Here is a 22460-nt window from a genome sequence, read left to right as displayed (position 1 = left end):
CTGTCGGCGAAAAACCGTACGACTGCAGACCTGTTCGAGGCGAAAAGACAGGGAGGTTCGACACTGAAACGAAGGGGTCGGGGGCGACCGAGGGGCGGCGAGCCTGTCGCTCCCGAGCCGATACCGTTTACCCCCCACCGACGTAGTAGGGGGTATGGACGCCACCCTCCTCCAGTCCGTCCCCGTCGACGCCCTGACGGCGCTCGCGGTCCTCGGGGCGCTCGTCCTCGTCGGCCGGCTCGCCCTCCGCGTCGCGTGGAAACTCGTCGTGGTCGCGGCGCTCGTCGTGGTCGGTCTCTGGGTCTTCGACGTCGTGAGCGCCCCGTTCGCCGCGGCGCTACTGTTCTAACCGCCGGGCACCCGCGACGAAGTTCCGCATCAGGTCGTGGCCGTGGGCCGTGAGCACGCTCTCGGGGTGGAACTGGACGCACTCGATGGGGTACTCGCGGTGGCGCACGCCCATGACGAGGCGCGCGCCGTCGGCCTCGGTGGTCGCGCTCACGGTGAAGCAGTCGGGGACCTCGGTGGCGACGAGCGAGTGGTAGCGCCCGCCGCGCAGGGGCGAGGGGAGCCCCTCGAAGACCCCCCGGCCGTCGTGGTCGACGGGGAACGCCTTGCCGTGAATCGGCTCGGGCGCGTGGCCCACCGACCCGCCGTAGGCGTAGACGGCCGCCTCCAGACCGAGACAGACCCCGAGGGTCGGCACCTCGGGGCTCACCTCCCGGAGGACGTCGAGGGTGACGCCCACGTCGCGGTCGTTCGCCGGGTGGCCCGGCCCGGGGCTGAGGACGATGGCGTCCGGGTCGGCCGCGCGCACGTCGGCGAGCGAGGCGGTGTTCTTCACGACGGTCGTCTCCGCGTGCTGGGAGACGTACTCGACGAGGTTGTACGTGAACGAGTCGAAGTTGTCGACGAACAGGACCCGGGGACTCACCGCGACACCTCCGTCGGCGGCCGCTCGATGGCCTCCAGGGCGGCGAGCACCCCCCGCATCTTCTTCTCCGTCTCCTCGTACTCCGCGGCGGGGTCGCTGTCGGCGACGAGCCCCGCGCCCGCCCGGACGGTGACGCTCGTCTCCGCGCCGTCGCGTTCGACCAGCGCCGAGCGGATGACGATGGCGACGTCGGCGTCGCCGTCCCACGAGAAGTAGCCGACGCCGCCGCCGTAGATGCCGCGCGGCGTCTCCTCCAGTTCGTCGATGAGTTCCATCGCCCGGACCTTCGGCGCGCCCGAGAGCGTCCCCGCGGGGAAGGAAGCGCGCGTGGCGTCGAAGGCGTCGAACGGCGGCGCGAGCCGTCCCGTGACGGTCGACTCGATGTGCTGGACGTGGCTGTACTTCAGGACGTTCATGAACTCCTCGACGCGGACGCTGCCCGGTTCGCTCACGCGCCGGACGTCGTTGCGCGCGAGGTCGACGAGCATCGTGTGCTCGGCGCGCTCCTTGTCGTCGGCGAGGAGTTCGCCCGCCAGCCGCCGGTCCTCGACGGGACTCGTCCCGCGGGCGCAGGTGCCCGCGATGGGGTTGGCGGTGACGCGGCCGTCGCGCACCGACACGAGCGTCTCGGGGCTGGCGCCGACGACGGTCCGCTCGTCGTAGTCGAGGACGTACATGTAGGGGGAGGGGTTGATTTCGCGCAGCGAGGCGTAGAGACGGAGGGGGTCGACCTCGCCGCGGAGTTCGCGCTCGCGCGAGACGACGCCCTGGTAGATGTCGCCGTCGAGGACGTGCTCCTTCGCGCGACGGACGGCCGCCTCGTACGCCTCGCGCGACCCGGCGCGCTCGCCGGTCCGCTGGAACCCCCCGCGGGTCGGCGGCGTCGCGTCCGAGAGCACCCCGTCCACGCGTTCGGCGGTCGCGAGCAGGGCGTCGTAGACCCCCTCGGGGTCGTCGTCGTCGCCGACCAGGGGCGTGAAGACGAGGCGACAGCGCTCGCGGTGGTGGTCGAACGCGAGCGTCGTCTCGCTGAGGACGAACTGTGCGTCGGGGACGGGCGAGTCGGGGCGCTCGACGCCGACCTCCTCCAGCCAGAGGTCGTAGACGGCGTCGTAGGCGAGGAAGCCGACGAGGCCGCCCGCGAAGCGCTCCGCGCGCTCGAAGCCGCGGCGCTCGACGTCGGGGAGCGCCGCGCGCAGGTCGTCGAGGACGTCGCCGTCCGATTCGGCGCGGAGGGCGTCCGCGTAACGCGCCTCGAAGACGTCCACGCTGGGGCCGTCGGGGCCGAGCGTGACGACGGCCGCCGGGTCGACGCCGACGTAGGAGTAGCGCGCGTGGCGGGTCGCCTCCTCGGGCGCGAACGCCCCGTCGGGGTCGTGGGAGGCGACCTTCTCGCCGCTCTCGAGCAGGAACGAGAACGGCCGGTCGGCGTCGGCCCGGAGCGCGGCGTAGGCGGTCAGCGGGTCGCAGTCGACGTCGAGGTCCGCCGCGACGTGGACGACGGCCGGTCCGTCGCCCGCGAGGTCGGCGAACTCGTCGCGGGTGCGAGAGAGCGCAGGAGTCGGCATCTCAGACCGCCCCCCGCGCGCCGGCGACGAACGCCCGCATCGCCGCGTCGTCCTTCCGGCCGTCCGGTCCCTCGACGCCGCTCGCCACGTCGACGGCGTAGGGGTCGACGCTGGCGACGGCCTCGCCGACGTTCGCCGGGGTCAGTCCCCCCGCGAGGACCACCGGGGTGTCGAGGTCCTCGACGACCGACCGGGTGCGCGCCCAGTCGTGTGTCTCGCCGGTGCCGCCGCCCCCGTCCGTCGCGGGCGTGTCGACGAGGAGGGCATCCGCGCCGTCGGCGTACGCGACGACGTCGGGCTCGTCGGCGCCGACGGCCGCGACGACCCGGGCGTCCACGGCCGCGGCGAGCGTCTCGATGTCGGCCGGCGAGAGGCCGTGGACCTGCACGACGTCCGGCCGGACGCGCGCGACGAGGTCGGCGCCCGCCGCGGGCGAGTCGGGCATCGTCACGAGCGTCGTCGTGACGAACGGCGGGGTGCTCGCGACGAGCGCCGCGGCGTCCTCGGGCAGGAGTTCGCGGTGGGTGTCGACCGACACCTCGCTGATGAAGCCGAGGGCGTCGGCGCCGGCCGCGACGGCGGCGTCGCGGTCGCTGGCGGTCGTGATGCCGCAGAGTTTCACGCGCGCCATCAGGTCGAGGGGGGGACCGAGACGCCCGTCCGGAGGTCGTCCAGTTTCGCGGCGGCGGCGCCGGAGTCGATGGCCTCGCGGGCGCGCTCGACGCCCGCCGCGACGGTGTCGGCCTCGCCCGCGACGTAGACGGCCGCCCCCGCGTTGAGCAGGATGACGTCGCGCTTGGGGCCGGTCACGTCGCCCTCGACGATGCCCCGGAGCGCGGCGGCGTTCTCGCTCGGCGTGCCGCCGGCGACGGCCTCGACCGGCGCGGCGTCGAGGCCGACGTCCGCGGGCGTGAGGGTGTACTGCTCGATGGTCTCGCCGTCCACCTCGGCGACGACGGACTCGCCGTGGAGACAGAACTCGTCCATGCCGTCGCCGTGGACGACGAGCGCGCGCTCGACGGGGAGGTTCGCGAGCGCCCGGGCGAGCACCGGAACGAGGTCCGCGTCGTAGACGCCGACCACCTGCGCGTCCGCCCCGGCGGGGTTCGTCAGCGGGCCGAGCACGTTGAACAGCGTCCGGATACCGAGTTCCTTGCGCGGGCCGATGACGGCCTTCATCGCGGGGTGGAAGACGGGTGCGAGCATGAAGCCGATGCCGTCGGCCTCGATGGCGGCCTCGACGGCCTCGGGGTCGGCGTCCACCTCCACGCCCACCTCGGTGAGCACGTCGGCGCTCCCCGAGGAGGAGGAGACGGAGTAGTTGCCGTGTTTGGCGACGGGGACGCCCGCGCCGCTGGCGACGATGGCGCTGGTCGTCGAGACGTTGATGGTGTCGTAGTCGTCGCCCCCGGTGCCGCAGGTGTCGACCAGCGGCGAGCGGTCGGGCGAGATGGTCAGCGCCGCGTCGCGCATCCCCTGTGCGAAGCCCGCTATCTCCGCCTCGGTCTCGCCCTTGGCGCGGAGGGCGGCCAGCAGCGCGCCGATCTGCGCCTCGGTCGCCCCGTCGAACACCGCCGTGGCCGCCTCCCGTGCCTCCGCCTGTGTCAGGTCCGCGCCGTCGGTGACGCGCTCGATGTAGTCAATCATGGGTGGGTACCGATGTCGATTATTGGTATATGACGTACAAACCTGTGCATCGTAATGAACCTGTCGGAGACGAGGGGACCCCTCGGTCGGACCGAACGTGCGAGGCCGCTACACGCCCGACGGCGTTCGGAAAGGTTCAAGTATCCCTGTCGGGTATCGGGAAATGCACGCAAGCGCGGGTTGGTGGTCTAGGCTGGTTATGACACCTCCTTGACATGGAGGAGGTCGGCAGTTCAAATCTGCCCCAACCCACTTCTGGTGGCGCAACACGACGAGCGAAGCGAGGAGTCAGCGCCACCGAATAGCGGCACAGGCGGATTTGACCCAGAGAGCGAGCGGAAGCGAGCGGCCGTGGGTCAAATCCGCTCCAGACCCATTCTCACGGCACAACACCCGAGAACGGAGCGACCGGTTGCATCGCGGCACACGGTTCTGGTCGGTCGGACTCGGGAGCGACCGAACGTGCACGGAACGACCCCGGTTCGAAGCAGGCCGTGCTCCATCGGAGCGAGCCGACGGGGGACGGTACGAACACGTGTGGTCCGGTCGTGAAATTCGACGGAGTATAGAAAATTAATATCGATTCACCGTGTATGTCTAACTAAGCGTCGTAGTATTTCATACAACACAACGTTTATATCCTGAATCTCGTTGGTGCGGTCGTATGTCAGGCGAAAAACCGAGCACTCGGGCAGCAGAAGACGAGAAAAGTGGCAGTTTCATGCCGAACAGGAGAGAATTTCTGAAACTTGCGGGAGTGGCTGGCGGCGCCGGCTTGCTGGCGGGTTCGGCGGCGGCGGACCCGGAGGGGAGTCAGCTCACCGAACGGGACCTCCCGGCGGAGGGCGACCGGCCCACCATCCGGGTCGTCGGCACCGGGGGGACCATCGCGAGTTCGCAGGAGGCGGCCGAGGACGGCGGCTACTCCCTCGCCAACCAGGCCGAGGCCATCGTGGCGGCGGTCCCCGAACTGGAGTACTTCGTGAACGTCGACTTCGTGCAGGTCGCCCAGAAGGGGAGTTCGAGCCTGCTGGTCGAGGACTACGTCGCGGTGGCGAAGGAGGCGATGCGCGCCGAGGCCGACGGCGTCGACGGCGTCATCGTCACCCACGGGACCGACGCCATCGAGGAGGACGCGTTCTTCAACGACCTGGTGCTCGACCTCGACATCCCGGTGGCGTTCGTCGGGGCGATGCGGCCCTCCGACGCGACGAGCGCCGACGGCCCGGCGAACCTGCTCACGGCCGTCAGGATGCTCACCCGGACGGAGTTCCACCTGGACGACGAACCCTGTGGGGTCTACGTCGTCCTGAACGACACCATCCACGCGGCGCGCGACGTGACCAAGACGTGGACGACGAAGGTCGAGACGTTCGAGTCCGGGCCGGCCGGTCCCATCGGTTACTTCACCGACAACGAACTCGTGCTCTACCGCGAACCGGGTAGTTACTCCGCGAACCTCTCGCACTGCGACCTGGACGCCGTCCCCGACATGACCGTCCCCATCGTCACGCACGGGGCGGGCGCGGAGTCGTACACCCTCGAGCAGGCGGTCGCCGGCGACTACCACGTCGACGGGGCCGTCGTACTCGCGACGGGCTTCGGCGGCGGCGTCTCGCCGGCCATCACGGAGGCGACGGAGGCCGCCCTGGAGGCGGGGATTCCCGTCGCCCGCAGCACGCGCGTCCACTGGGCGCCGCTGAACCCGGGGTACGACGACGACCGGACGGGTGACATCGTCGTCATGGAGGACCTGCCCGCGTGGAAGGCGCGGTTACACGTGATGGTCGCGCTGACGATGACCGGCTCCTACCCCGGCCTCTCGAGCGACCTCGAGGTGGTCCGGAAGACGATGGAGGACAACAAGTACGGCATCGCGGTCCCGGCGCCGTCGACGCTCGGCTGACGTCGTTACCGGTCGTCGGGGTCGTCGAGGACCTTCGCGAGCGTCTCGTGCGCGCCGACGACCATCGTCGGGATGAGCAGCATGAAGATGTGCTCCTCGACGGGGATGCCGAGCAGGTCGACGCCGGTCCGGAGCGGGATTTCGAAGACGCCGACGTGGAGGGTATACCAGTCCCAGACGTAGGCGGCGGGGTAGAGGACGAGCGTGGTCCGGGCGGCCTCGCGCCAGGCGTCCGCGTAGGACACGAGCGCGACGGCGACGACGCCCCAGAGGAGTTCGGTCACGAGGTACGTGTAGGGGCCGAAGACGGAGATGTCCACCATAGTTCGCCTCCGGTCTCCGGAGACAAATCGTCACGGGGCTGACGGACAGCGCTGCCCCCGCGCCAACCTTGATAACGTCGGGTGCGGAAGGGTGACACGGAGAGAACTATGGACATCGCAGACATCGCGACCCGGGAGTTCGTCGAGGTGGACGGAGAAAAACGCCTCTCCAAGGTTCGTTCGATATTCGAACACGAGAACCCGAAGGGCGTCATCGTCACCAACGACGGCGGGTACAAGGGCGTCATCACCCAGCAGCAGTTGCTTCAGTCGCACGTCGAAGACGACATGAAGGCCGCGGCGATGACGAAGTCCGCGCCGAAAGTAGACCGAACTACCGACGTCCGCGAGGTCGCGCGCATGCTCGTCGAGGGCGACACGAAGGTCGCCCCCGTCTTCGAGGGCGACGGGCTCTGGGGCATCGTCACCGCCGACGCCATCCTGGAGGCCGTCGTCGAGAACCTCTCGGTGCTCACCGTCGACCAGATATTCACCAAGGACATCGTCACCGTCACGGAGGACACCCACGTCGGTCGGGCCATCAACCTCCTGCGCGAGAACGGCGTCTCCCGGCTCCCCGTGGTCAACGAGAACGGCCGCCTGACGGGGATGGTGACCACCCACGACATCGTCGACGTCGTCGTCCGTAACATGGACAAGCCGACGCAGGGCGACCGGGCGGGCGACATCGAGCGCATCCTCGACATCCCGGTGTACGACGTGATGGCCAGCCCCGTGACGACCATCGACATCGAGTCGACGGTCGACGAGGCGGTCGAGCTCATGTTCGAGATGGACTACGCCGGCCTCGTCGTCACCCCCGAGTACGACGACAGCCTCCCGGCGGGCATCCTCACCAAGACGGACGTCCTCCGCGCGCTCACCTACACCGAGGAGGAGCACATGGACGTCCAGATAACGAACATCGACCTGCTCGACACGCTCACCCGCGACGAGATACGCCAGAGCATCGAGTCGGTCGTCGAGAAGTACCAGCGGATGTCCGTCCAGCACGCCCACGTGCGGTTCCACCGCCACAAGGAGAAACTCCGCGGCACGCCCCTCATCCAGTGCCAGATCCGCCTCCGGACCAGCCACGGGCAGGTCGCCGGCTCCGGCGAGGGCTACGGCGCCGAGTCCGCCTTCCGCGTCGCGCTCGACCGCCTCGAACGCAACGTCATCGAGATGAAGGGCATCGAGAGCGACGAGCAGTACCGCGGCCAGCTCCTCCGGAAGCTCAACGAGCTGTAGAGCCCGACATTCTCTATTTTCGATACGATTTCACGCCGAGCGCGGCGGGAACCGGTCCACGGAGCGCCGGCGTAAGCGGGGCTTGCAGTCCCCGACCGGTCGACCACACGCCCGGATAAAGAGTCCACTCGGAGAGGTAGTCACGGATAGCAGAAAAATAACCTAACCGCCGTCGTTCGAAGCCGGGGCAGAGATGCCTTCGTTGGTGGTACACGTCGCGCTGGGACTGGTACTCGGGGCGGCCCTGCTGGGCCGTGGATTCACGTGGCGGGCCGCGCTCGCGGTGCTCGTGGTGACGGTGCTTCCCGACCTCGACGCCCTCGCGGGCCTCTACATCCCCGGGGCCCACCGGGCGCTGTTACACACGCTCGTCGTCCCGCTCGCGCTCGCCGCCGCCCTCCTCGTGGACACCCACCTCCGACGGGAGGGGGTCGTCGCCGGACGCTTCGGCGCACGAGGGGTTCGACTGGCGTGGGCCTGCGTGCTCGTCTACGTCCTCGCCGGCATCGGCCTCGACCTCACCAACGGCGGGGTGAACGTGCTCTACCCCGTCCACGACCAGTTCTACGAACTCGACGGCGCCATCGCCTACTCGACCGAACGGGGCCTCGTCCAGACGTTCACGCTCCCGCCCGGAGCCGAACCGGGGACCATCGCGGGCACCATCTACGTCGCCAGCGACGCCGACACCGAGGACGGCGGCGCCAGCGGGTTCGGCTCCTCGGACGAGGTCCACGTCGGCAGCGCCATCGACCCGACCCCGGGGCCGGAGTCGCCGGGGACCGAGCGCGTGTTCCCCCTCGTCCGCTCGGGGTGGGAACTGCTCCTGCTGGTCTCGGGAGTCGTGGTACTCGCCGGCCGACGCCTGTTGCGTACCTACGGCACCGTCCGCCCGGAGGTGGTCACGCCGGACCCGGCCGACTGAGTGGGAAATCGAGGGCGCTATGGCCGGGGCGCGGGCACCTCCCACCATGGACGATTCGACCGACGCGACCGTCAGACCTTACGACCACGACGCCGACTGGCCCGCCCTCTGGTCACTGAAACGCGCCTTCGAGCGCGAACTCGGGAGCGCCGACGACGAGAAGGCCGCCCGCTACGAGGGGAAACTCACCGACGACTACCGCGCCGGCTACCGCGAGTGGGTCGCCGACTGCGTCCGTCGGGACCCCGGGTGCGTCCTCGTCGCCGACGACGACGGCCCCGTGGGATACTGCTTCCTCCTCCCCGCCGACCTCGCCTACATCTGGGACGCCGCCGTCGTCAACGAACTCTACCTCGCGCCCGAGTACCGAGGGAGCGGCCTCGCGGACGACCTGTTCGAGGCGGCGCTCGCGCACGCGGCCGAGCAGTCCCTCCCCCTCGACCGAGTCGTCCTCGACGTCGACCCGGAGAACGAGCGCGCCGCCCGGTTCTACGAGCGCTTCGACTTCGAGCCGTGGGCGGAGCTGGTCGCCCGGTCGGTCGGCGGGACGAAGCGTTCGAGGAGGTAACGGTCGTCACCGACGGGGCCCGTCACTCGACGCTCGCGCGGTACTCCGCCCCCGAGATGCTGTAGCGCACCTCGTCGGCGACCCGCCCCGAGGCGTACTGGAGGGCGTTTCGCACCGTCCCCTCGCGCCGGCCGCCGAAACGCTCGACGTACTTCTCGATGGCGCGGCGCGAGGCGTCGTTCTCGGGGTCGTGGGTCACGTACACCAGGTCGAGGTCGAGGCGCTCGAAGGCGAGGGCGAGGAGGGCGCCGGCGCGCTCGCCCGAGTACCCCCGTCCCCACAGCGGCTTCCGGAGCCACAGGCCGAGGCCCGCCCTGCGACGGTCCCAGTCGAACTCGAGGCCGGTCGTGCCGCCGAGGTCGCCCGCGAGCGGTTCGCCCTCGCGCGTGCGAACGACGTACGTCGCGTGGGTTCGTTCGTCCCACCCCTCCTCCATCGCGGCGACGAACTCGTGGGTCTCGCCGGGCGTCTCGTGGGGGTCCCAGTTGACGTGACGCGTTATCTCGTCGATGTGGGGCGCGCCGGCGCGCGCGTGCTCGTACAGGTCGAGCACGTCGTCGGTCGTGAGGCGTTCGAGGCTGAGCCGGTCGGTCTCGATGGTCTCGGGGAACACGGGCGTGACTGCGCCCGACCGGGCGAAAAACGTTCTCTATGTACGTGACACCGTCGCACGCCGCCCGACGAGCGCGTTACGCGCTCGCCATCTCGCGGCAGGTCTCCGCGCAGTCGCGGAGGACGTCCGCGCAGACCTGGCAGTGGTCGTGGTCGTGCTGTTCGCACTCGTCGGCGCACGCCTCGCAGGCGTCGGCGCAGGTCGCCGCGAGGTCGGCACTGTAGTCCGAGTCGCGCGCCATGAACCGGGCGTGGAGGGCCGTGAGGTCCGCCACGTCTCGACAGAGGCGGATGCACTCCTCCATCCCCTCGCCCTCGTCGATGCACGCGTCCGCGCACCACTCGCAGGTCTCGGCGGCGCTGAGGCAGTTGTCGATGCAGTCGCGCTGTTCGTCGCTCAGACGGTCGTTCCGGGAGATGGTCTCTGTCAGTGACATCGCACTCTAGCTATCGGGCGTCTCGTTTTTGTCGTTTGTCGCTCACGAACCGTCGCGCGGTCGGGGGGACGATTCCGGGCATCGTAAGTCGCGAAGGGTCCGTACCTAACGAATCCGGGGCGGCCGGCGTGCGACGGGAGAACGGCTACCGGGGCGGACGGAAGGTGTGGGGCGGCCGGTCTCGGCCGACGAACTCCGGTGTTCGACCGACCCTCGCGGCCCACCCCCGACACCGACACACGCCGCACGGTGGGTCCGGGAGCGATTTCGGGGAACGTTTTTGCGGATACCCACCAAATGGTCGTACATGTCGGACGCGACGCTCGACGACCGGGGCCGACTGACGCTCCCGAAGGAACTGCGCGAGCGGTACGGCGACCGCTACCACATCGTCGACCTCCACGACGGAATCAAACTGGTTCCGGTCGCCGACGACCCGCTGGAGGCGCTCCGAGACGAGTTCGAGGATGTCGGGACGACGGCTGCCGAACTCCGCGAGCGGGCACGCGAGACGGCACTCGACGAGGCCGGTCGCTGAGATGTACGCGGAGACGGACTTCCTGCTCGCGCTCGTCAAGGACGAGGACTGGCTCGGCGAGGCGGCCGAGGCGGTGTACCGAGAGCACCGGGACGAACTCTGGACCTCCCAGTTCACGCTCATCGAACTCTTGCTGGTGGCCTACCGCGAGGAGCGAGACACCGAGCGCGTCGTCACGAACGCCGCTGCCCTCGTGGAGGTGCGCGGCGACGTGGAGACCGTCGTCGCGGCGGCGACGTACGTCGAGGACCACGACTTCACCCCCTTCGACGCGCTCCACCTCGTCGAATCCGACGGGGACACGGTCGTCTCCAGCGACGGCGCGTACGAGGGGGTCGCCCCGCGACTCGACCTGCGAGCTGCAAGCGAGGAATAGCGGCGCGCGGCGCTCCGGAACCACTAAACGCGACTCGCGCCTCCCTCCGGTAATGACCGACTGGACGGAGAAGTACCGCCCGTCGACGCTCGCGGAGGTACGCGGGAACAACAAGGCTCGCGACGCCCTGCGCGAGTGGGCGGAGACGTGGGACGACCACCGCGAGGCGGTCATCGTCCACGGGTCGCCGGGCGTGGGGAAGACCTCGGCGGCGCACGCGCTGGCCAACGACATGGGCTGGCCGACCATCGAACTCAACGCCTCGGACCAGCGCACGAAGGACGCCATCGAGCGCTACGCGGGCGGCGCGGCCATGAACCAGTCGCTCACGGGAACGGGCCGACAGCTGGTCGTCCTCGACGAGGCCGACAACATCCACGGCAACGCCGACCGCGGCGGGGCGCGCGCCGTCACCTCGCTCGTCAAGGAGGCCAACCAGCCGGTCGTCCTCATCGCCAACGAGTTCTACGACATGTCACAGGCGCTGCGGAAGGCCTGCCGGACCGTCGAGTTCCGCGACGTCTCGGCACGTTCCATCGTTCCCGTCCTCCGGGACATCTGCCGCCGCGAGGACGTCGAGTACGAGAGCGAGGCGCTGGAGGCCATCGCGGAGGCCAACAGCGGCGACCTCCGGGGGGCGGTCAACGACCTGCAGGCGCTCGCCGAGACCACGGAACGCCTCACCCGCGAGGACGTGACGACGGGGGCGCGCGACCGGACGGAGGGCATCTTCGACCTGCTCGACGCCGTCTTCAAGGAGGAGGACGCCGAGGGGGCGCTGAAGTTCTCCTACGACGTCGACGAGACGCCCGACGACGCCATCAACTGGATCGAGGACAACGTCCCGAAGGACTACGCCGGCGCGGAGCTGGCCGACGCCTACGACGCGCTCGCCGACGCCGACCGCTGGCTGGGGCGCGTCCGGGCGACGCAGAACTACAGCTACTGGCGCTACGCGAGCGACAACATGACCGCCGGGGTGGCCGCTGCCCGCGCCGAACCCAAGGGCGGGTGGACGCGCTACGGCCCGCCGAGTTACTGGTCGAAACTCGGGCGCTCGCGGGCGAGCCGCGACAAACGCGACTACGTCGCCCGCCACGTCGCCGAGGTGGGCGGCATGAGCATCGCGACGGCCCGCCGGGAGGTCCTCCCCTACCTCGCGGCGATGACCCACCACTGCAAGAACCGAGAGCTGACCGTCGAGATGGCGGCGCACTACGAACTGGAGGCGGACCACCTCGCGTTCGTCACGGGCAGCGGGAAGGACACGAACAAGGTCCAGTCCATCGTCGAGGACGCCGTCGAGCGCCGGGAGGCGGCGGCCGTCGAGCACTCGGGTGGCGCCTTCGAGGGCGCACGCGCGAGTACGAGCGAGCCAGAGGAGCGCGAGGGGGACGAGACGAACGCGGGGGTGGACGGGGCGGGCGAACCGGACGAGGCCGACGCGGAGGCGACCGACGCGAGCGACGACGCGACGGCGAACGACGACCAGCAGTCGGGGCTGGGCGACTTCTTCTGACGGTACCCCGCTCGGAGGGCGGTCGACCGACCGCGGAGCGACCGCCTCAGGAGAGGGGAATCGCCGGGTCGGGTGCGTTGGCGTCCGCGCGGGTGAGCGCCGAGGCGACGAACGCGACGTACGCCGCGTTCGGGCCGGCGGCGACCATCCCGTCCATCGGGTCGTAGTCGACGACGGCGGCGTCGTCGAGGCGCGGGAGGTGCGCGTGGTGGAGCGAGAGCGCGACCGAGTGGCGGTCGTCGGCCGGGTCGGGGCTGTCGAGCAGTCGGTCGACGACCGTCTCTATCGGGAGGGGGTCGTCGCTCGTGGCGACGAGCGCGACGAGACGGCGACGGCGACGCGAACCGAGGAGGTCGAGGGTCGTCGTGAGACGGTCGTCGGACGGGGCGTCTGTCAGTGTCTGGGCGTGGGGGGAGTCCATCGATCGGTGTCAGTGAACAGTCGAAACGGCCGGGGGACGGGAGTCGCGGTCACCCGGGTCGCGAACGATTCCGTGTTGAACGTACGAGTGAGAGACTATCAACCTTTACAGCAGCACGTTACTGTCACACTCGCATTACGTTTTCGTTCGCCGACCGGACTCGACGGGTCGACTTAAGACTCCTCCGAGCGAGACGTTCACATGGACACGTCATTCTCCGGAGAGCAGACCGACGACAGCACGACTCCGGAGGAGGCGTTCGCCCTCCTCGGCAACGAGACCCGGCTCGCGGTCCTCAGGACCATCTGGTCGGAGGCCGACCACGGCGAGGCGGGCCGCGACGGCGTCCTCCCGTTCTCCGCCATCCGGGAGGCACTCGGCGTCGACAGCGGGAACCTCAACTACCACCTCGACCGGCTGGTCGGGACGTTCATCGAGCGCGTCGACGGGGGATACCGGCTCCGGCAGGCGGGCAAGAACGTCGTCCGGGCCGTCGTCGCGGGGACCATCACCGCCGACCCGTCCTACGGTCCCGTCGGCGTCGACACCGCCTGCCCGCGCTGTGGGAGCCGTCTGGAGACGCGCTACCGGCGCGAGTACCTCTACGCGGTCTGTTCGGCGTGTTCGGGCGGCCTCCGGAGCCACGCCGACCACCCCGAGGGGACGCTCGGCTGGCTGCGCGTCCCCCCGGCGGGACTCCGCGGCCGGACGCCGCAGGAGGTGCTCGACGCGGCCCACCGGCGGTTCAGCCACATGACGGCGGCGATGCTCGACGGCGTCTGTCCGACGTGCGCGGGGACCGTCTCGCCCACCCTGTCGGTCTGTTCGGACCACCGCTTCGACGGCGAGGAGCTCTGTCCGGCCTGCCTGCGAGCCATCCCCGCGCTGGCGCGCGTCACCTGCGACGTCTGCTCGCAGTTCCGGGGGGTGCCGCCCATCTACGCGGTGCTCGCCGAGCCGACGCTGGTGGCCGCCTTCGAGGAGGCGGGCGTCCACCTCTTCCGGTCGTGGGGGGAGGCCGCACCGCCCTCGCGGTGGCCGTTCGAGGTGGTCGAGGGCGACCGCCCGCGTGTCGAGTACGACCTCACCCTCCCGACGCTCACGGGACTGTTCACGGTGTCCGACGACCTGACGGTCGCGTTCGAGCCGGCGGGCCAGACCGGCTAGCGACCCTCGTCGACGCCGAGACCGGGGATGGCGACGGCGCGCTCGACGCGGTCCATGAACACCGTCGCCGAGAGGACGAGCGCGAGGTAGAACAGCCCGAGCAGGATGTAGACGTCCTGGTAGCGGAACGTGGCGTTGGCGATGGCCTCGCCCTCGGTGAACAGTTCGACGACCGTGATGAACGTCGCCAGCGAGGAGTACTTGATGAGGTAGACGAGCTCGTTCGTCCAGCCGGGAATCGCGTACCTGAGGCCCTGGGGCAGGACGACGTAGCGGATGCCGTCGAGCCGCGAGAGGCCGATCGACCGCGCGGCGGTCAGTTGCCCCTCGTCGACCGACTCGACGGCCGCGCGGATGTACTCCGCCTGGTAGGCGGCGCTGTTGACCGTGAAGCCGACGATGGCGACCCAGACCGCGGCACTCGGGAGCACGCCGACGGTGAGGTCGCGGAAGTACTGCGAGAGGTTCAGCCCGTAGTAGACGACGAACAGCTGGGCGAGCAGCGGCGTCCCGCGGATGAGTTCGATGTAGCCGAGCGACAGCGCGCGCGTGAGCCGACCGCCGTAGATGCGCGCGACGCTGAGCGCGATGGCGATGGGGAGGCCGAGCAGGATACCCGCGACGGTGAGGACGACGGTCACCCACGCGCCGGCGGCGAGGTCCGGCAGGCTCGTGACGCCGATGGCGACGAACCCGGCGACGTCGCCGCACCACGAGAGCAGGCCGGCGGCGATATCGGCCGGCCGCGCGAGCGCGCCCGTCGTCCCGCCGATGACCTCGGCGTCGACGGTGAGCCCCTCGGCGGCGCGCTCGAACGGCCCCGCCGGGAAGAACGGCTCGGTGTAGCCGACCCACAGCGCGAGCCAGCGCACCACGAGCCACGCCCAGAAGAGGACCCCGGCGACGAAGCCGACCTGTCCCCACGAGGGGAGCGAGAGGCGCGAGCGCGTGACCGTCTCCCCGCTCATACGGGGCCCTCTTCGAGCGTCGTGAGCCGCTGGAGGAACTCCGCGGTCCGGTCGCGCTCGGGGCTCTCGAACAGCCGTTCGGGCGGACCGCGCTCGACGATGGACCCCTCGTCGAGGAACATCAGGCTCGTCGCCGCCCGGCGGGCGAAGCCCATCTCGTGGGTGACGACGAGCATCGTCATCCCCTCCTCGGCGAGGTCGCGCATGACCTCGAGGACCTCACCCACGAGTTCGGGGTCGAGCGCGCTCGTCGGCTCGTCGAACAGCAGGATGTCGGGCTCCATCGCCAGCGCCCGGGCGATGCCGACGCGCTGTTTCTGCCCGCCGGAGAGCTCCGCCGGGTAGGAGTCGGCCTGGTCCGCGAGGCCGACCTGTGCGAGGTAGCGGTCGGCCGTCCCGGTCGCTTCCTCGCCGCTCATGCCGAGGACGCGCTTCGGTCCGAGCGTGATGTTCTCGCGGGCGGTGAGGTGCGCGAACAGGTTGATGTCCTGGAACACCATCCCCACGCGGCGCCGGAGGTCGTTCTCGTTCATCTCGAGGACGGACTGGCCGTCGAGGCGGATGTCGCCGCCCTGGAACTCAGTGAGGCGGTTGACGCAGCGCAGGAGCGTGCTCTTGCCGCTCCCGCTCGGCCCGATGATGACCTCGACGTCGCGCTGTTCGATGTCGAAGCTGACGTCCGTGAGGACCTCCTCTTCGCCGTACGACTTCTGCAGGTTCTCGACGCGTAGCAGTGGGGTCTGACTCATGAGTTACCGCCGGGGATGGCGTAGTACCGACCGAGGTAGTCGAGCGAGCGGTTCGTGGCGAACGTGAGGACGAAGTAGACGAGGCTGATGGCGAGGAACAGTTCGAGCGTCGCCGTCGACTGCTGGGTCGTGAGGTTGTCGCTCCGGGCGAACAGCTCCGCGAGGCCGATGGCGAACGCGATGCTCGTGTCCTTCAGGACGATGGTGAACTCGTTCTGGAAGCCCGGAATCGACCGCCGGAGCGCCTGCGGGACGACGACGTATCGGAGGGCGGCGACCTTCGAGAGACCGACCGACCGCGCCGCCTCCATCTGCCCCTCGCTGACGCTCTGGAGCGCCCCGCGGAATATCTGTGACTGGTAGGCGGCGCTCCGGAGGCCGAGGCCGAGCGTCGCCGTGAGGAACGCCCCCATCCCGAAGGAGAGGCTGTCGTCGAGCAGCGGAATCGTGACGTCGCCCTCGGGCAGGGGTAACGGCGAGACGAAGAACAACAAGAACAGGATGACGAGGATGGGCGTCCCGCGCAGGACGACCCCCGCGCCCCGGACCGCGGAGCGCAGCGGCCCCCGGCCGTACACCTCGATGGCCCCCGCCGGGAAGCCCGCGAGGAAGCCGAGCACCATGCTCGTCGCCGTCAGCAGGACGGTGATGACGATGCCCTTCGCCAGGTAGCCGGCGTTGTCCCAGACGAACGCCCAGTCGCCGGGGGACGTCTGGAGGCCCGGAGAGAGCGCGAGCGTCCACTGCGTCGGGTCCATGGCTTACGACTCGGTGTTGAACCACTCGGCGCTGATGTCCTCGTACGTGCCGTTCTCCTCGACGGCGGCGAGGCCCTCGTTGAGCGCCTCGCGCAACTGGTCGTCGTTCTGGCGGACGCCGAAGCCGTAGGCCTCGCCCGTCTCGTACTCGAAGGCCACCTCGACGTCGCGCTCCTGCTGGAACGTCTCCGCGACGGGCACGTCGACGACGATGGCGTCGATGTTGCCGTTCTCGAGGTCGGTGACCGCGAGGACGTAGTTGTCGTAGGCGTTGTAGTTCGACTCCTCGAGGTCGCCGGCGTCGATGAGTTCGCTCTGGATGATGCCCTCCCCGGTGGTCCCCTTCTGGGCGCCGATGGGGTGGCCGCCGAGGTCCGAGAGCTCCTCGGGCTGGAAGTCGCTCCCCGACGCGACGAGGATCGACTGGTTGGCCTCGAAGTACGCGTCCGTGAAGGCGATGACCTCCTCGCGTTCCTCGTTGATGGTCATCGCGGCGGCGATGACGTCGATGCGGCCGTTCGTGAGCGCCGAGATGAGCGAGCCGAACTCGAAGGTCTCCCAGCCCGAGAGTTCGTAGTCCGTCTCGCCGACGACGGCCTCCAGCAGGTCGACGTCGAAGCCGACGAGGTCGCCGCCCTCCTCCATCTCGAACGGCGGGAAGCCGGGGGCCGTCCCGGCGACGATCTGGCCGCCCTCGCCGACGGGGTCGGCCGTCTCGTTCCCGGTCTCGTTGCCCGTCCCGTTGCCGCTGGCGTTGTCCGACCCGTTGCCGTCCCCGCCCGCGCCGTCGCCACCGTCGGTGAGACAGCCGGCCAGCGCGATGGCCGACCCGGCACCGACGGCCTTCAGGTACGCCCTCCGTCCGAGCGATTTCTCGTGACTCATGGTAGCAGAGGAGGCCGGTGCGGAAAATAAACCTACTCACTCGAACCGACCATCGACGACTGGTTCACCCCCGTACGGGGTCCGGACGCGACGGGCGACGGTCGCGTCACCGGTCGGTCAGTCGCCGTCGGGGAGGCCGCCCGACCGCGGGCCGGCCGCCCCCGTCCGGGCGGTCAGCCAGAGCGCGACGCCGGTGAGCGCGAACGCGAGCACCGCGCCGGCGAGCGCGAGCGCCTGGGCGGTGTCCGAGAGGACCTGCCGGCCGACGACGAGCAGGCAGAACAGCACCGCCGTCGACAACCCCGTCGCGACGCGTGCGAGCGCGGAGGTCGCCTCGTCGGCCCACACCGTCGTCGCGAGGACGGCGGCGAAGGCGAGCAGGCCCGCCGCGTAGTAGGCTACCTGCGCGCTCGCGTCGTAGACGACGAGCAGTCGGGGGGTCAGCGCGGCGACGATCGGCAGGGCGACCAGCGCGACGCCGGCGGCCCGGCGGGTCCGTCCCGGGCCGCCCTCGAACGTCCAGACGGCCGCGAGGACGACGCCCGTGAAGATGGTCATCGCGGTGACGAAGTGCGCGGTCAGGATGAGCAGTTCGTACCGCGTGACGGTGAGCGCGCCGAGGACGATCTGCGAGGGCAGGAAGAACGTCGCGACGGCCAGGGCCGCCAGGACGCGCCGTTCGGCCCCCGTCCGCCACGCCGCGACGGTCGCACCGAGGATGACGAACCCGGTGACCATCGCGACCAGCCGGTGGAACCACTCGATGAAACTCGGCCAGTTGGCGGGGAACAGTCCGAAGACGGCGCCGTCGCACAGCGGCCAGCGTGCGTTGCAGGTCAGCCCCGCGCCGGCCGCGGCGGTGTAGACCCCGAGCAGGATGAGCAGGAACGTCAGTCCCGCGGACACCCCGACGAGGGTCCGGAAGCGATTCGCCATGGTCGACACTCGGCACCGGGGACACTTACGTTCACCCTTCGGCAGGCGCGCCGTGTGGCCCCGAGGAGGGCAGATTCGTGGGTAGCTTTTTACCATCCCTGTGCGGGATAGGGCTATGGGCATCGAGGAGGACTCACTCGACTACCACCGACGAGAACCGCCGGGCAAACTGGAGATATCGACGACGAAGCCGACGAACACGCAGCGGGACCTCTCGCTGGCGTACTCGCCGGGCGTCGCCGCTCCCTGCCTCGAAATCGCGGACAACGAGGACCTCGCGTACTCCTACACGTCGAAGGGGAACCTCGTGGGGGTCGTCTCGAACGGGTCCGCCGTCCTGGGCCTGGGCGACATCGGGGCGGCGGCCTCGAAACCCGTCATGGAGGGGAAAGGGGTGCTGTTCAAGCGCTTCGCCGACATCGACGTCTTCGACATCGAACTGGACACCGACGACGCCGAGGAGATAATCCGGACGACGGCGTCGATGGAACCGACGTTCGGTGGCATCAACCTGGAGGACATCAAGGCGCCGGAGTGTTTCGAAATCGAGGCGCGCCTGCGCGAGGAAATGGACATCCCCGTCTTCCACGACGACCAGCACGGCACCGCCATCATCTCCGGCGCCGCCCTCCTCAACGCCGCCGACATCGCCGGAAAGGCCCTCGACGAACTCGACATCGTCATCTCCGGCGCCGGCGCGAGCGCCATCGCCACCGCCCGTTTCTACGTCTCGCTCGGCGCGGACCGCGAGCGCATCACCATGTGCGACTCCACGGGCATCATCACGGAGGCGCGCGCCGACGCCGGCGACATCAACCAGTTCAAGCAGGAGTTCGCCCGGGACCTCCCGGCCGGCGGTCTCGCCGACGCGATGCAGGGTGCGGACGTGCTCGTCGGCCTCTCGGCGGGGGGCATCGTCGACGCGGAGATGGTCCGCTCGATGGCCGCCGACCCCATCATCTTCGCGATGGCGAACCCTGACCCCGAAATCGACTACGAGACGGCCAAGGAGGCGCGCGAGGACACCGTCATCATGGCCACCGGTCGCTCCGACTACCCCAACCAGGTCAACAACGTCCTCGGCTTCCCCTTTATCTTCCGCGGCGCACTCGACGTCCGTGCCACCGACATCAACGAACGGATGAAGGTCGCGGCGGCGGAGGCGCTGGCCGGCCTCGCCCGGCAGGACGTCCCCGACGCGGTGGTGAAGGCCTACGGCGACCAGCCCCTGCAGTACGGCCCCGAGTACATCCTCCCCAAACCCGTCGACCCCCGCGTCCTCTTCGAGATCGCGCCCGCGGTGGCGCGCGCGGCGATGGACAGCGGCGTCGCCCGCGAGGAACTCGACACGGACGCGTACGTCGAGCGCCTGGAGGCGCGCCTCGGGAAGTCCCGCGAGATGATGCGCGTCGTGCTCAACAAGGCCAAGAGCGACCCCAAGCGCGTCGTCCTCGCGGAGGGGGACGACGAGAAGATGATTCGTGCGGCCTACCAGCTCGTGGAGCAGGGCGTCGCCCACCCGGTGCTCATCGGGAGCGCCGACACGATTCGGCGGACGGCCGACTCGCTCGGGCTGGACTTCGACCCCGAGATCGTCGACCCCGAGGAGAGCGACCTCGCGCCCTACGCCGACCGCCTCCACGAACTCCGCCGCCGCAAGGGCGTCACGCGCCGCGAGGCGAGCGAACTCATCGAGGACGGGAACTACCTCGGGAGCGTGATGGTCGAACTGGGCGACGCCGACGCCATGCTCACCGGGTTGATGCACCACTACCCGTCGGCGCTCCGCCCGCCCCTGCAGGTGGTGGGAACGGCCGACGACGCCGAGTACGCCGCCGGGGTGTACATGCTCACGTTCAAGAACAGCGTCGTCTTCTGCGCCGACGCCACCGTGAACCTCGCACCCGACGAGGACGTACTGGCGGAGACGGCGAAACACACCGCCGAACTCGCCCGCCGCTTCAACGTCGAACCGCGCGTCGCCTTCCTCTCCTACTCCGACTTCGGCTCCGTCAGGAACGAGGGGACCGCGAAGCCGCGGCTGGCGGCCGAGACGCTCCAGTCGGACCCGACGGTGGACTTCCCGGTCGACGGGGAGATGCAGGCCGACACCGCCGTCGTCGAGGAGATGCTCCATCGCCTACAAACTCCTGCAACGGCTCGGTGGGGCGGAGGCCATCGGCCCCATGCTCGTCGGCATGGACAAACCCGTCCACGTCCTCCAGCGCGGCGACGAGGTCAAGGACATCGTCAACCTCGCCGGCGTCGCCGTCGTCGACGCACAGGAGCGCGAACAGGAGGAGTGAGCGAAGGCGAGGGCGCCGGGTGACGGCGCCGCCGCTCTCCGTCCCTCGGGGGACGTGTACGGGAGCGAACAGGCGACGGTCGGTCGATGACGCGAGGTCGTCCGTCGCACGTCCGCGGTCCGGCGGTCGAAGCCACTCGACGCCGGGACGACCCTCGCGGCGACTGGTCAGCGCACGGCGACGCTGGCCGCGGTATCGTACGTGAACTCTCGGACTGTGAGTCGTGAGCGAGAGGTGTGAGCGGTCACGCTCGTCCGAGCGCGGATGGTCCCTGAGACTCGACGCCGAGCGAGCCGGCGGCTGGGCGACGAGCGACCGAAAGAACGAGTGCGGTGATGTTAGGCGCCGACGTTCATCGCCCGCTCGAGGATGTCCTCGCTGTACAGGTCGGCGAGGTCCTCGTGCTGGTCGGGGCGGTTCTCGTAGACGTCCTGGAACAGGCTGATGGGGGTCATCGCGGCCTGGTAGGTCGCCTCGTCCCACATGCGGTCGTTGCTGATGTCGACCTCGACGCCGTCGATGACGATGGTCGCGGAGCGCTCCATGGCGATGGCGCCCTTGCCGCCTTCCTTCGCGGCCTCGAACTCCTCCATCGAGTCGACGATGTCGTTCATGCTCGGGATGTACTCCGCCATGTCGAGCAGCTCCTTGCTGAGTTCCTCCTCGTCGAGTTCCCGCTCGTCGTTCCCGACGGTGAGGACGTAGCCGTCGCCGGACTCGGCGAGCGAGAGCGCGTCGCCCCGGTAGACCTGGCGGCCGTCCTCCTCATCGAGTTCGACCTGCTGGTCGCCGACGTTCAGGAGCCAGCTACCGGACTGGGGCGGCAGCGGCGACTTGTTCGCCTCGACGACCTGCCCGGGCGTCAGCGACCAGATGCCGAGCATCCCCTTGGCCTGGTTCTCCTTCATGCGCTCGCGGTAGCCCTCGACGTCGCGGATGTCGTCGTACGGGCCGTCGACGGCGATGAGGCCGGCGGCGCTCGCGCCGCGGGAGGTGTTGTGGCGCAGTTCCGGCCACGGCGGCAGATTGCCCGACGGCGTGATGGCGCGCATGTCCTTCGTGTAGTCGACCTCGCCGTCGACGAGCAGGAACATGCGTTCCATGTTGTTCGTCCGCTTGACCATCTCGTCGGGGAGGTCCCCCATCGCGAGTTCGGAGAGGCCGCTCTCGATGATGACGGACATCTTGATGCTGCCCTCCTCGTAGCCGTACTCGTTCTCGATGATGGTGATGAACTCGTCGGCCTTCTTCCAGTCGTCGATGCCACCGACTTCGGGGATGACGAACCCGTCGATGTGCTCCGCGGCGCCGCCCTCGGGGTCCATTATCGTCATCATCTGCTGGAACCCCTGGTAGCGAGTCTGCGGGCTGTCGCGGTGCCAGACGACGCGCGGGTGTATCTCGCCGGGGAAGTCGGCGCCGTTCTCGGCGACGACCTCGACGATGTTCTCGGCACCCTCCTCGCGCATGGAGGGGGCCGTCGCGTCCTCGTTGTCCGGCACCCAGACGTCGGGCGCCTGCATCCCGCTGAGTTGGCTCGCGCTTCGAATCATCTTCGCCGAGTCGTCCTCGCCCTGCACCGCCGTCGGTGAGGTGAAGAACGTCCTGACGAACTCCCTGTCGTGCTTGCGCTCGACCATGTCAGTCGGCTATGGAGGGGCGACAG

The 22460-nt window shown here is 69.7% G+C and carries 23 protein-coding genes, 1 tRNA gene and 1 pseudogene; 11 read left to right on the top strand and 14 right to left on the bottom strand.

Features of this window, described 5'->3' with window-relative positions; genetic code table 11:
- The first annotated feature begins 154 nt into the window (after positions 1-154).
- Positions 155-349 (top strand): DUF8029 family protein, encoded by a 195-nt coding sequence (locus P1Y20_RS14040; RefSeq protein ID WP_304449278.1) that lies wholly within the window; start codon positions 155-157, stop codon positions 347-349.
- Here P1Y20_RS14040 and trpG read toward each other — a convergent pair.
- The 4 genes from trpG to trpD are packed head-to-tail and all read right to left on the bottom strand — an operon-like array spanning position 338 to position 4149.
- Positions 338-934 carry an anthranilate synthase component II gene (trpG, locus tag P1Y20_RS14035; RefSeq protein WP_304449277.1) on the bottom strand — a complete coding sequence of 199 codons (597 nt, stop codon included), beginning with the start codon at positions 932-934 and terminating at the stop codon, positions 338-340. The two genes, P1Y20_RS14040 and trpG, sit on opposite strands and share 12 nt — an antisense overlap.
- A complete protein-coding gene (gene trpE / locus P1Y20_RS14030) occupies positions 931-2502 on the bottom strand; it encodes an anthranilate synthase component I (RefSeq protein WP_304449276.1) in 1572 nt (523 codons plus the stop codon). The genes trpG and trpE overlap by 4 nt, the downstream gene beginning before the upstream one ends.
- 1 nt (position 2503) lies before the next feature.
- Positions 2504-3133, bottom strand: coding sequence for a phosphoribosylanthranilate isomerase (locus P1Y20_RS14025; protein ID WP_304449275.1), 630 nt, complete (start codon positions 3131-3133; stop codon positions 2504-2506).
- Positions 3133-4149 (bottom strand): anthranilate phosphoribosyltransferase, encoded by a 1017-nt coding sequence (gene trpD, locus P1Y20_RS14020; RefSeq protein ID WP_304449274.1) that lies wholly within the window; start codon positions 4147-4149, stop codon positions 3133-3135. Before trpD ends, P1Y20_RS14025 begins: the two co-directional genes overlap by 1 nt.
- Positions 4150-4326: 177 nt before the next feature.
- Here trpD and P1Y20_RS14015 point away from each other — a divergent pair.
- Both P1Y20_RS14015 and P1Y20_RS14010 read left to right on the top strand, forming a co-directional pair.
- Positions 4327-4401: transfer RNA gene (locus tag P1Y20_RS14015), tRNA-Val, on the top strand.
- 412 nt (positions 4402-4813) lie between these two features.
- Positions 4814-6055, top strand: coding sequence for an asparaginase (locus P1Y20_RS14010; RefSeq protein ID WP_304449273.1), 1242 nt, complete (start codon positions 4814-4816; stop codon positions 6053-6055).
- 5 nt (positions 6056-6060) lie between these two features.
- On the opposite strand, the gene P1Y20_RS14005 is transcribed toward P1Y20_RS14010, so the two are convergent.
- Entirely contained in the window at positions 6061-6378 is a 318-nt protein-coding gene (locus P1Y20_RS14005; RefSeq protein ID WP_304449272.1) for a lycopene cyclase domain-containing protein, read from the bottom strand.
- A 108-nt stretch (positions 6379-6486) separates the two neighbouring features.
- On the opposite strand from P1Y20_RS14005, the gene P1Y20_RS14000 reads away from it, so the two are divergent.
- The 3 genes from P1Y20_RS14000 (at position 6487) to P1Y20_RS13990 (ending at position 9122) form a co-directional block, all read left to right on the top strand.
- A complete protein-coding gene (locus P1Y20_RS14000; protein WP_304449271.1) occupies positions 6487-7629 on the top strand; it encodes a CBS domain-containing protein in 1143 nt (380 codons plus the stop codon).
- Between the two features lie 193 nt (positions 7630-7822).
- On the top strand, positions 7823-8554 hold the full coding sequence (locus P1Y20_RS13995; protein WP_304449270.1) for a metal-dependent hydrolase: 732 nt from the start codon (positions 7823-7825) through the stop codon (positions 8552-8554).
- A gap of 46 nt (positions 8555-8600) precedes the next feature.
- Entirely contained in the window at positions 8601-9122 is a 522-nt protein-coding gene (locus tag P1Y20_RS13990) for a GNAT family N-acetyltransferase (RefSeq protein WP_304449269.1), read from the top strand.
- A 22-nt stretch (positions 9123-9144) separates the two neighbouring features.
- On the opposite strand, the gene P1Y20_RS13985 is transcribed toward P1Y20_RS13990, so the two are convergent.
- The gene (locus tag P1Y20_RS13985; RefSeq protein WP_304449268.1) at positions 9145-9735 is read right to left on the bottom strand and encodes a GNAT family N-acetyltransferase; all 591 of its coding nucleotides are present in this window, start codon (positions 9733-9735) and stop codon (positions 9145-9147) included.
- A 76-nt stretch (positions 9736-9811) separates the two neighbouring features.
- Positions 9812-10171 (bottom strand): four-helix bundle copper-binding protein, encoded by a 360-nt coding sequence (locus P1Y20_RS13980; protein WP_304449267.1) that lies wholly within the window; start codon positions 10169-10171, stop codon positions 9812-9814.
- Between the two features lie 307 nt (positions 10172-10478).
- On the opposite strand from P1Y20_RS13980, the gene P1Y20_RS13975 reads away from it, so the two are divergent.
- The 3 genes from P1Y20_RS13975 to P1Y20_RS13965 are packed head-to-tail and all read left to right on the top strand — an operon-like array spanning position 10479 to position 12604.
- Positions 10479-10709 (top strand): AbrB/MazE/SpoVT family DNA-binding domain-containing protein, encoded by a 231-nt coding sequence (locus P1Y20_RS13975; protein ID WP_304449266.1) that lies wholly within the window; start codon positions 10479-10481, stop codon positions 10707-10709.
- Position 10710: 1 nt separating this feature from the next.
- The gene (locus P1Y20_RS13970; RefSeq protein WP_304449265.1) at positions 10711-11085 is read left to right on the top strand and encodes a PIN domain-containing protein; all 375 of its coding nucleotides are present in this window, start codon (positions 10711-10713) and stop codon (positions 11083-11085) included.
- A 52-nt stretch (positions 11086-11137) separates the two neighbouring features.
- Complete coding sequence (locus P1Y20_RS13965) at positions 11138-12604, top strand: replication factor C large subunit (protein WP_304449264.1); 1467 nt, start codon at positions 11138-11140, stop codon at positions 12602-12604.
- A gap of 46 nt (positions 12605-12650) precedes the next feature.
- Here the strand turns inward: P1Y20_RS13965 and P1Y20_RS13960 are convergent, their stop codons facing one another.
- Positions 12651-13025: a DUF7344 domain-containing protein gene (locus tag P1Y20_RS13960; RefSeq protein ID WP_304449263.1), complete on the bottom strand. Its 375-nt coding sequence runs from the start codon at positions 13023-13025 to the stop codon at positions 12651-12653.
- A gap of 201 nt (positions 13026-13226) precedes the next feature.
- Between P1Y20_RS13960 and P1Y20_RS13955 the strand changes: the two genes are divergently transcribed.
- Entirely contained in the window at positions 13227-14192 is a 966-nt protein-coding gene (locus tag P1Y20_RS13955) for a winged helix-turn-helix domain-containing protein (RefSeq protein WP_304449262.1), read from the top strand.
- Here P1Y20_RS13955 and P1Y20_RS13950 read toward each other — a convergent pair.
- The 5 genes from P1Y20_RS13950 to P1Y20_RS13930 form a co-directional block, all read right to left on the bottom strand.
- On the bottom strand, positions 14189-15160 hold the full coding sequence (locus P1Y20_RS13950) for an amino acid ABC transporter permease (RefSeq protein ID WP_304449261.1): 972 nt from the start codon (positions 15158-15160) through the stop codon (positions 14189-14191). The genes P1Y20_RS13955 and P1Y20_RS13950 overlap by 4 nt on opposite strands.
- The gene (locus P1Y20_RS13945) at positions 15157-15909 is read right to left on the bottom strand and encodes an amino acid ABC transporter ATP-binding protein (protein WP_304449260.1); all 753 of its coding nucleotides are present in this window, start codon (positions 15907-15909) and stop codon (positions 15157-15159) included. Before P1Y20_RS13945 ends, P1Y20_RS13950 begins: the two co-directional genes overlap by 4 nt.
- Positions 15906-16667: an amino acid ABC transporter permease gene (locus tag P1Y20_RS13940; protein ID WP_304449259.1), complete on the bottom strand. Its 762-nt coding sequence runs from the start codon at positions 16665-16667 to the stop codon at positions 15906-15908. The genes P1Y20_RS13945 and P1Y20_RS13940 overlap by 4 nt, the downstream gene beginning before the upstream one ends.
- A gap of 3 nt (positions 16668-16670) precedes the next feature.
- Positions 16671-17552 (bottom strand): transporter substrate-binding domain-containing protein, encoded by an 882-nt coding sequence (locus P1Y20_RS13935; RefSeq protein WP_304449258.1) that lies wholly within the window; start codon positions 17550-17552, stop codon positions 16671-16673.
- A gap of 117 nt (positions 17553-17669) precedes the next feature.
- On the bottom strand, positions 17670-18488 hold the full coding sequence (locus P1Y20_RS13930; RefSeq protein WP_304449257.1) for a COX15/CtaA family protein: 819 nt from the start codon (positions 18486-18488) through the stop codon (positions 17670-17672).
- 115 nt (positions 18489-18603) lie between these two features.
- Here P1Y20_RS13930 and P1Y20_RS13925 point away from each other — a divergent pair.
- Positions 18604-20794, top strand: a pseudogene (locus tag P1Y20_RS13925) (NADP-dependent malic enzyme).
- A 338-nt stretch (positions 20795-21132) separates the two neighbouring features.
- Here the strand turns inward: P1Y20_RS13925 and aceB are convergent.
- On the bottom strand, positions 21133-22434 hold the full coding sequence (aceB, locus tag P1Y20_RS13920) for a malate synthase AceB (protein ID WP_304449256.1): 1302 nt from the start codon (positions 22432-22434) through the stop codon (positions 21133-21135).
- Positions 22435-22460 lie beyond the last annotated feature (26 nt).

It is taken from the genome of Halomarina ordinaria (assembly GCF_030553305.1).
GTDB classification, from domain to species: Archaea; Halobacteriota; Halobacteria; order Halobacteriales; family Haloarculaceae; genus Halomarina; species Halomarina ordinaria.
This window is presented reverse-complemented; position numbering and strand designations above follow the sequence as displayed.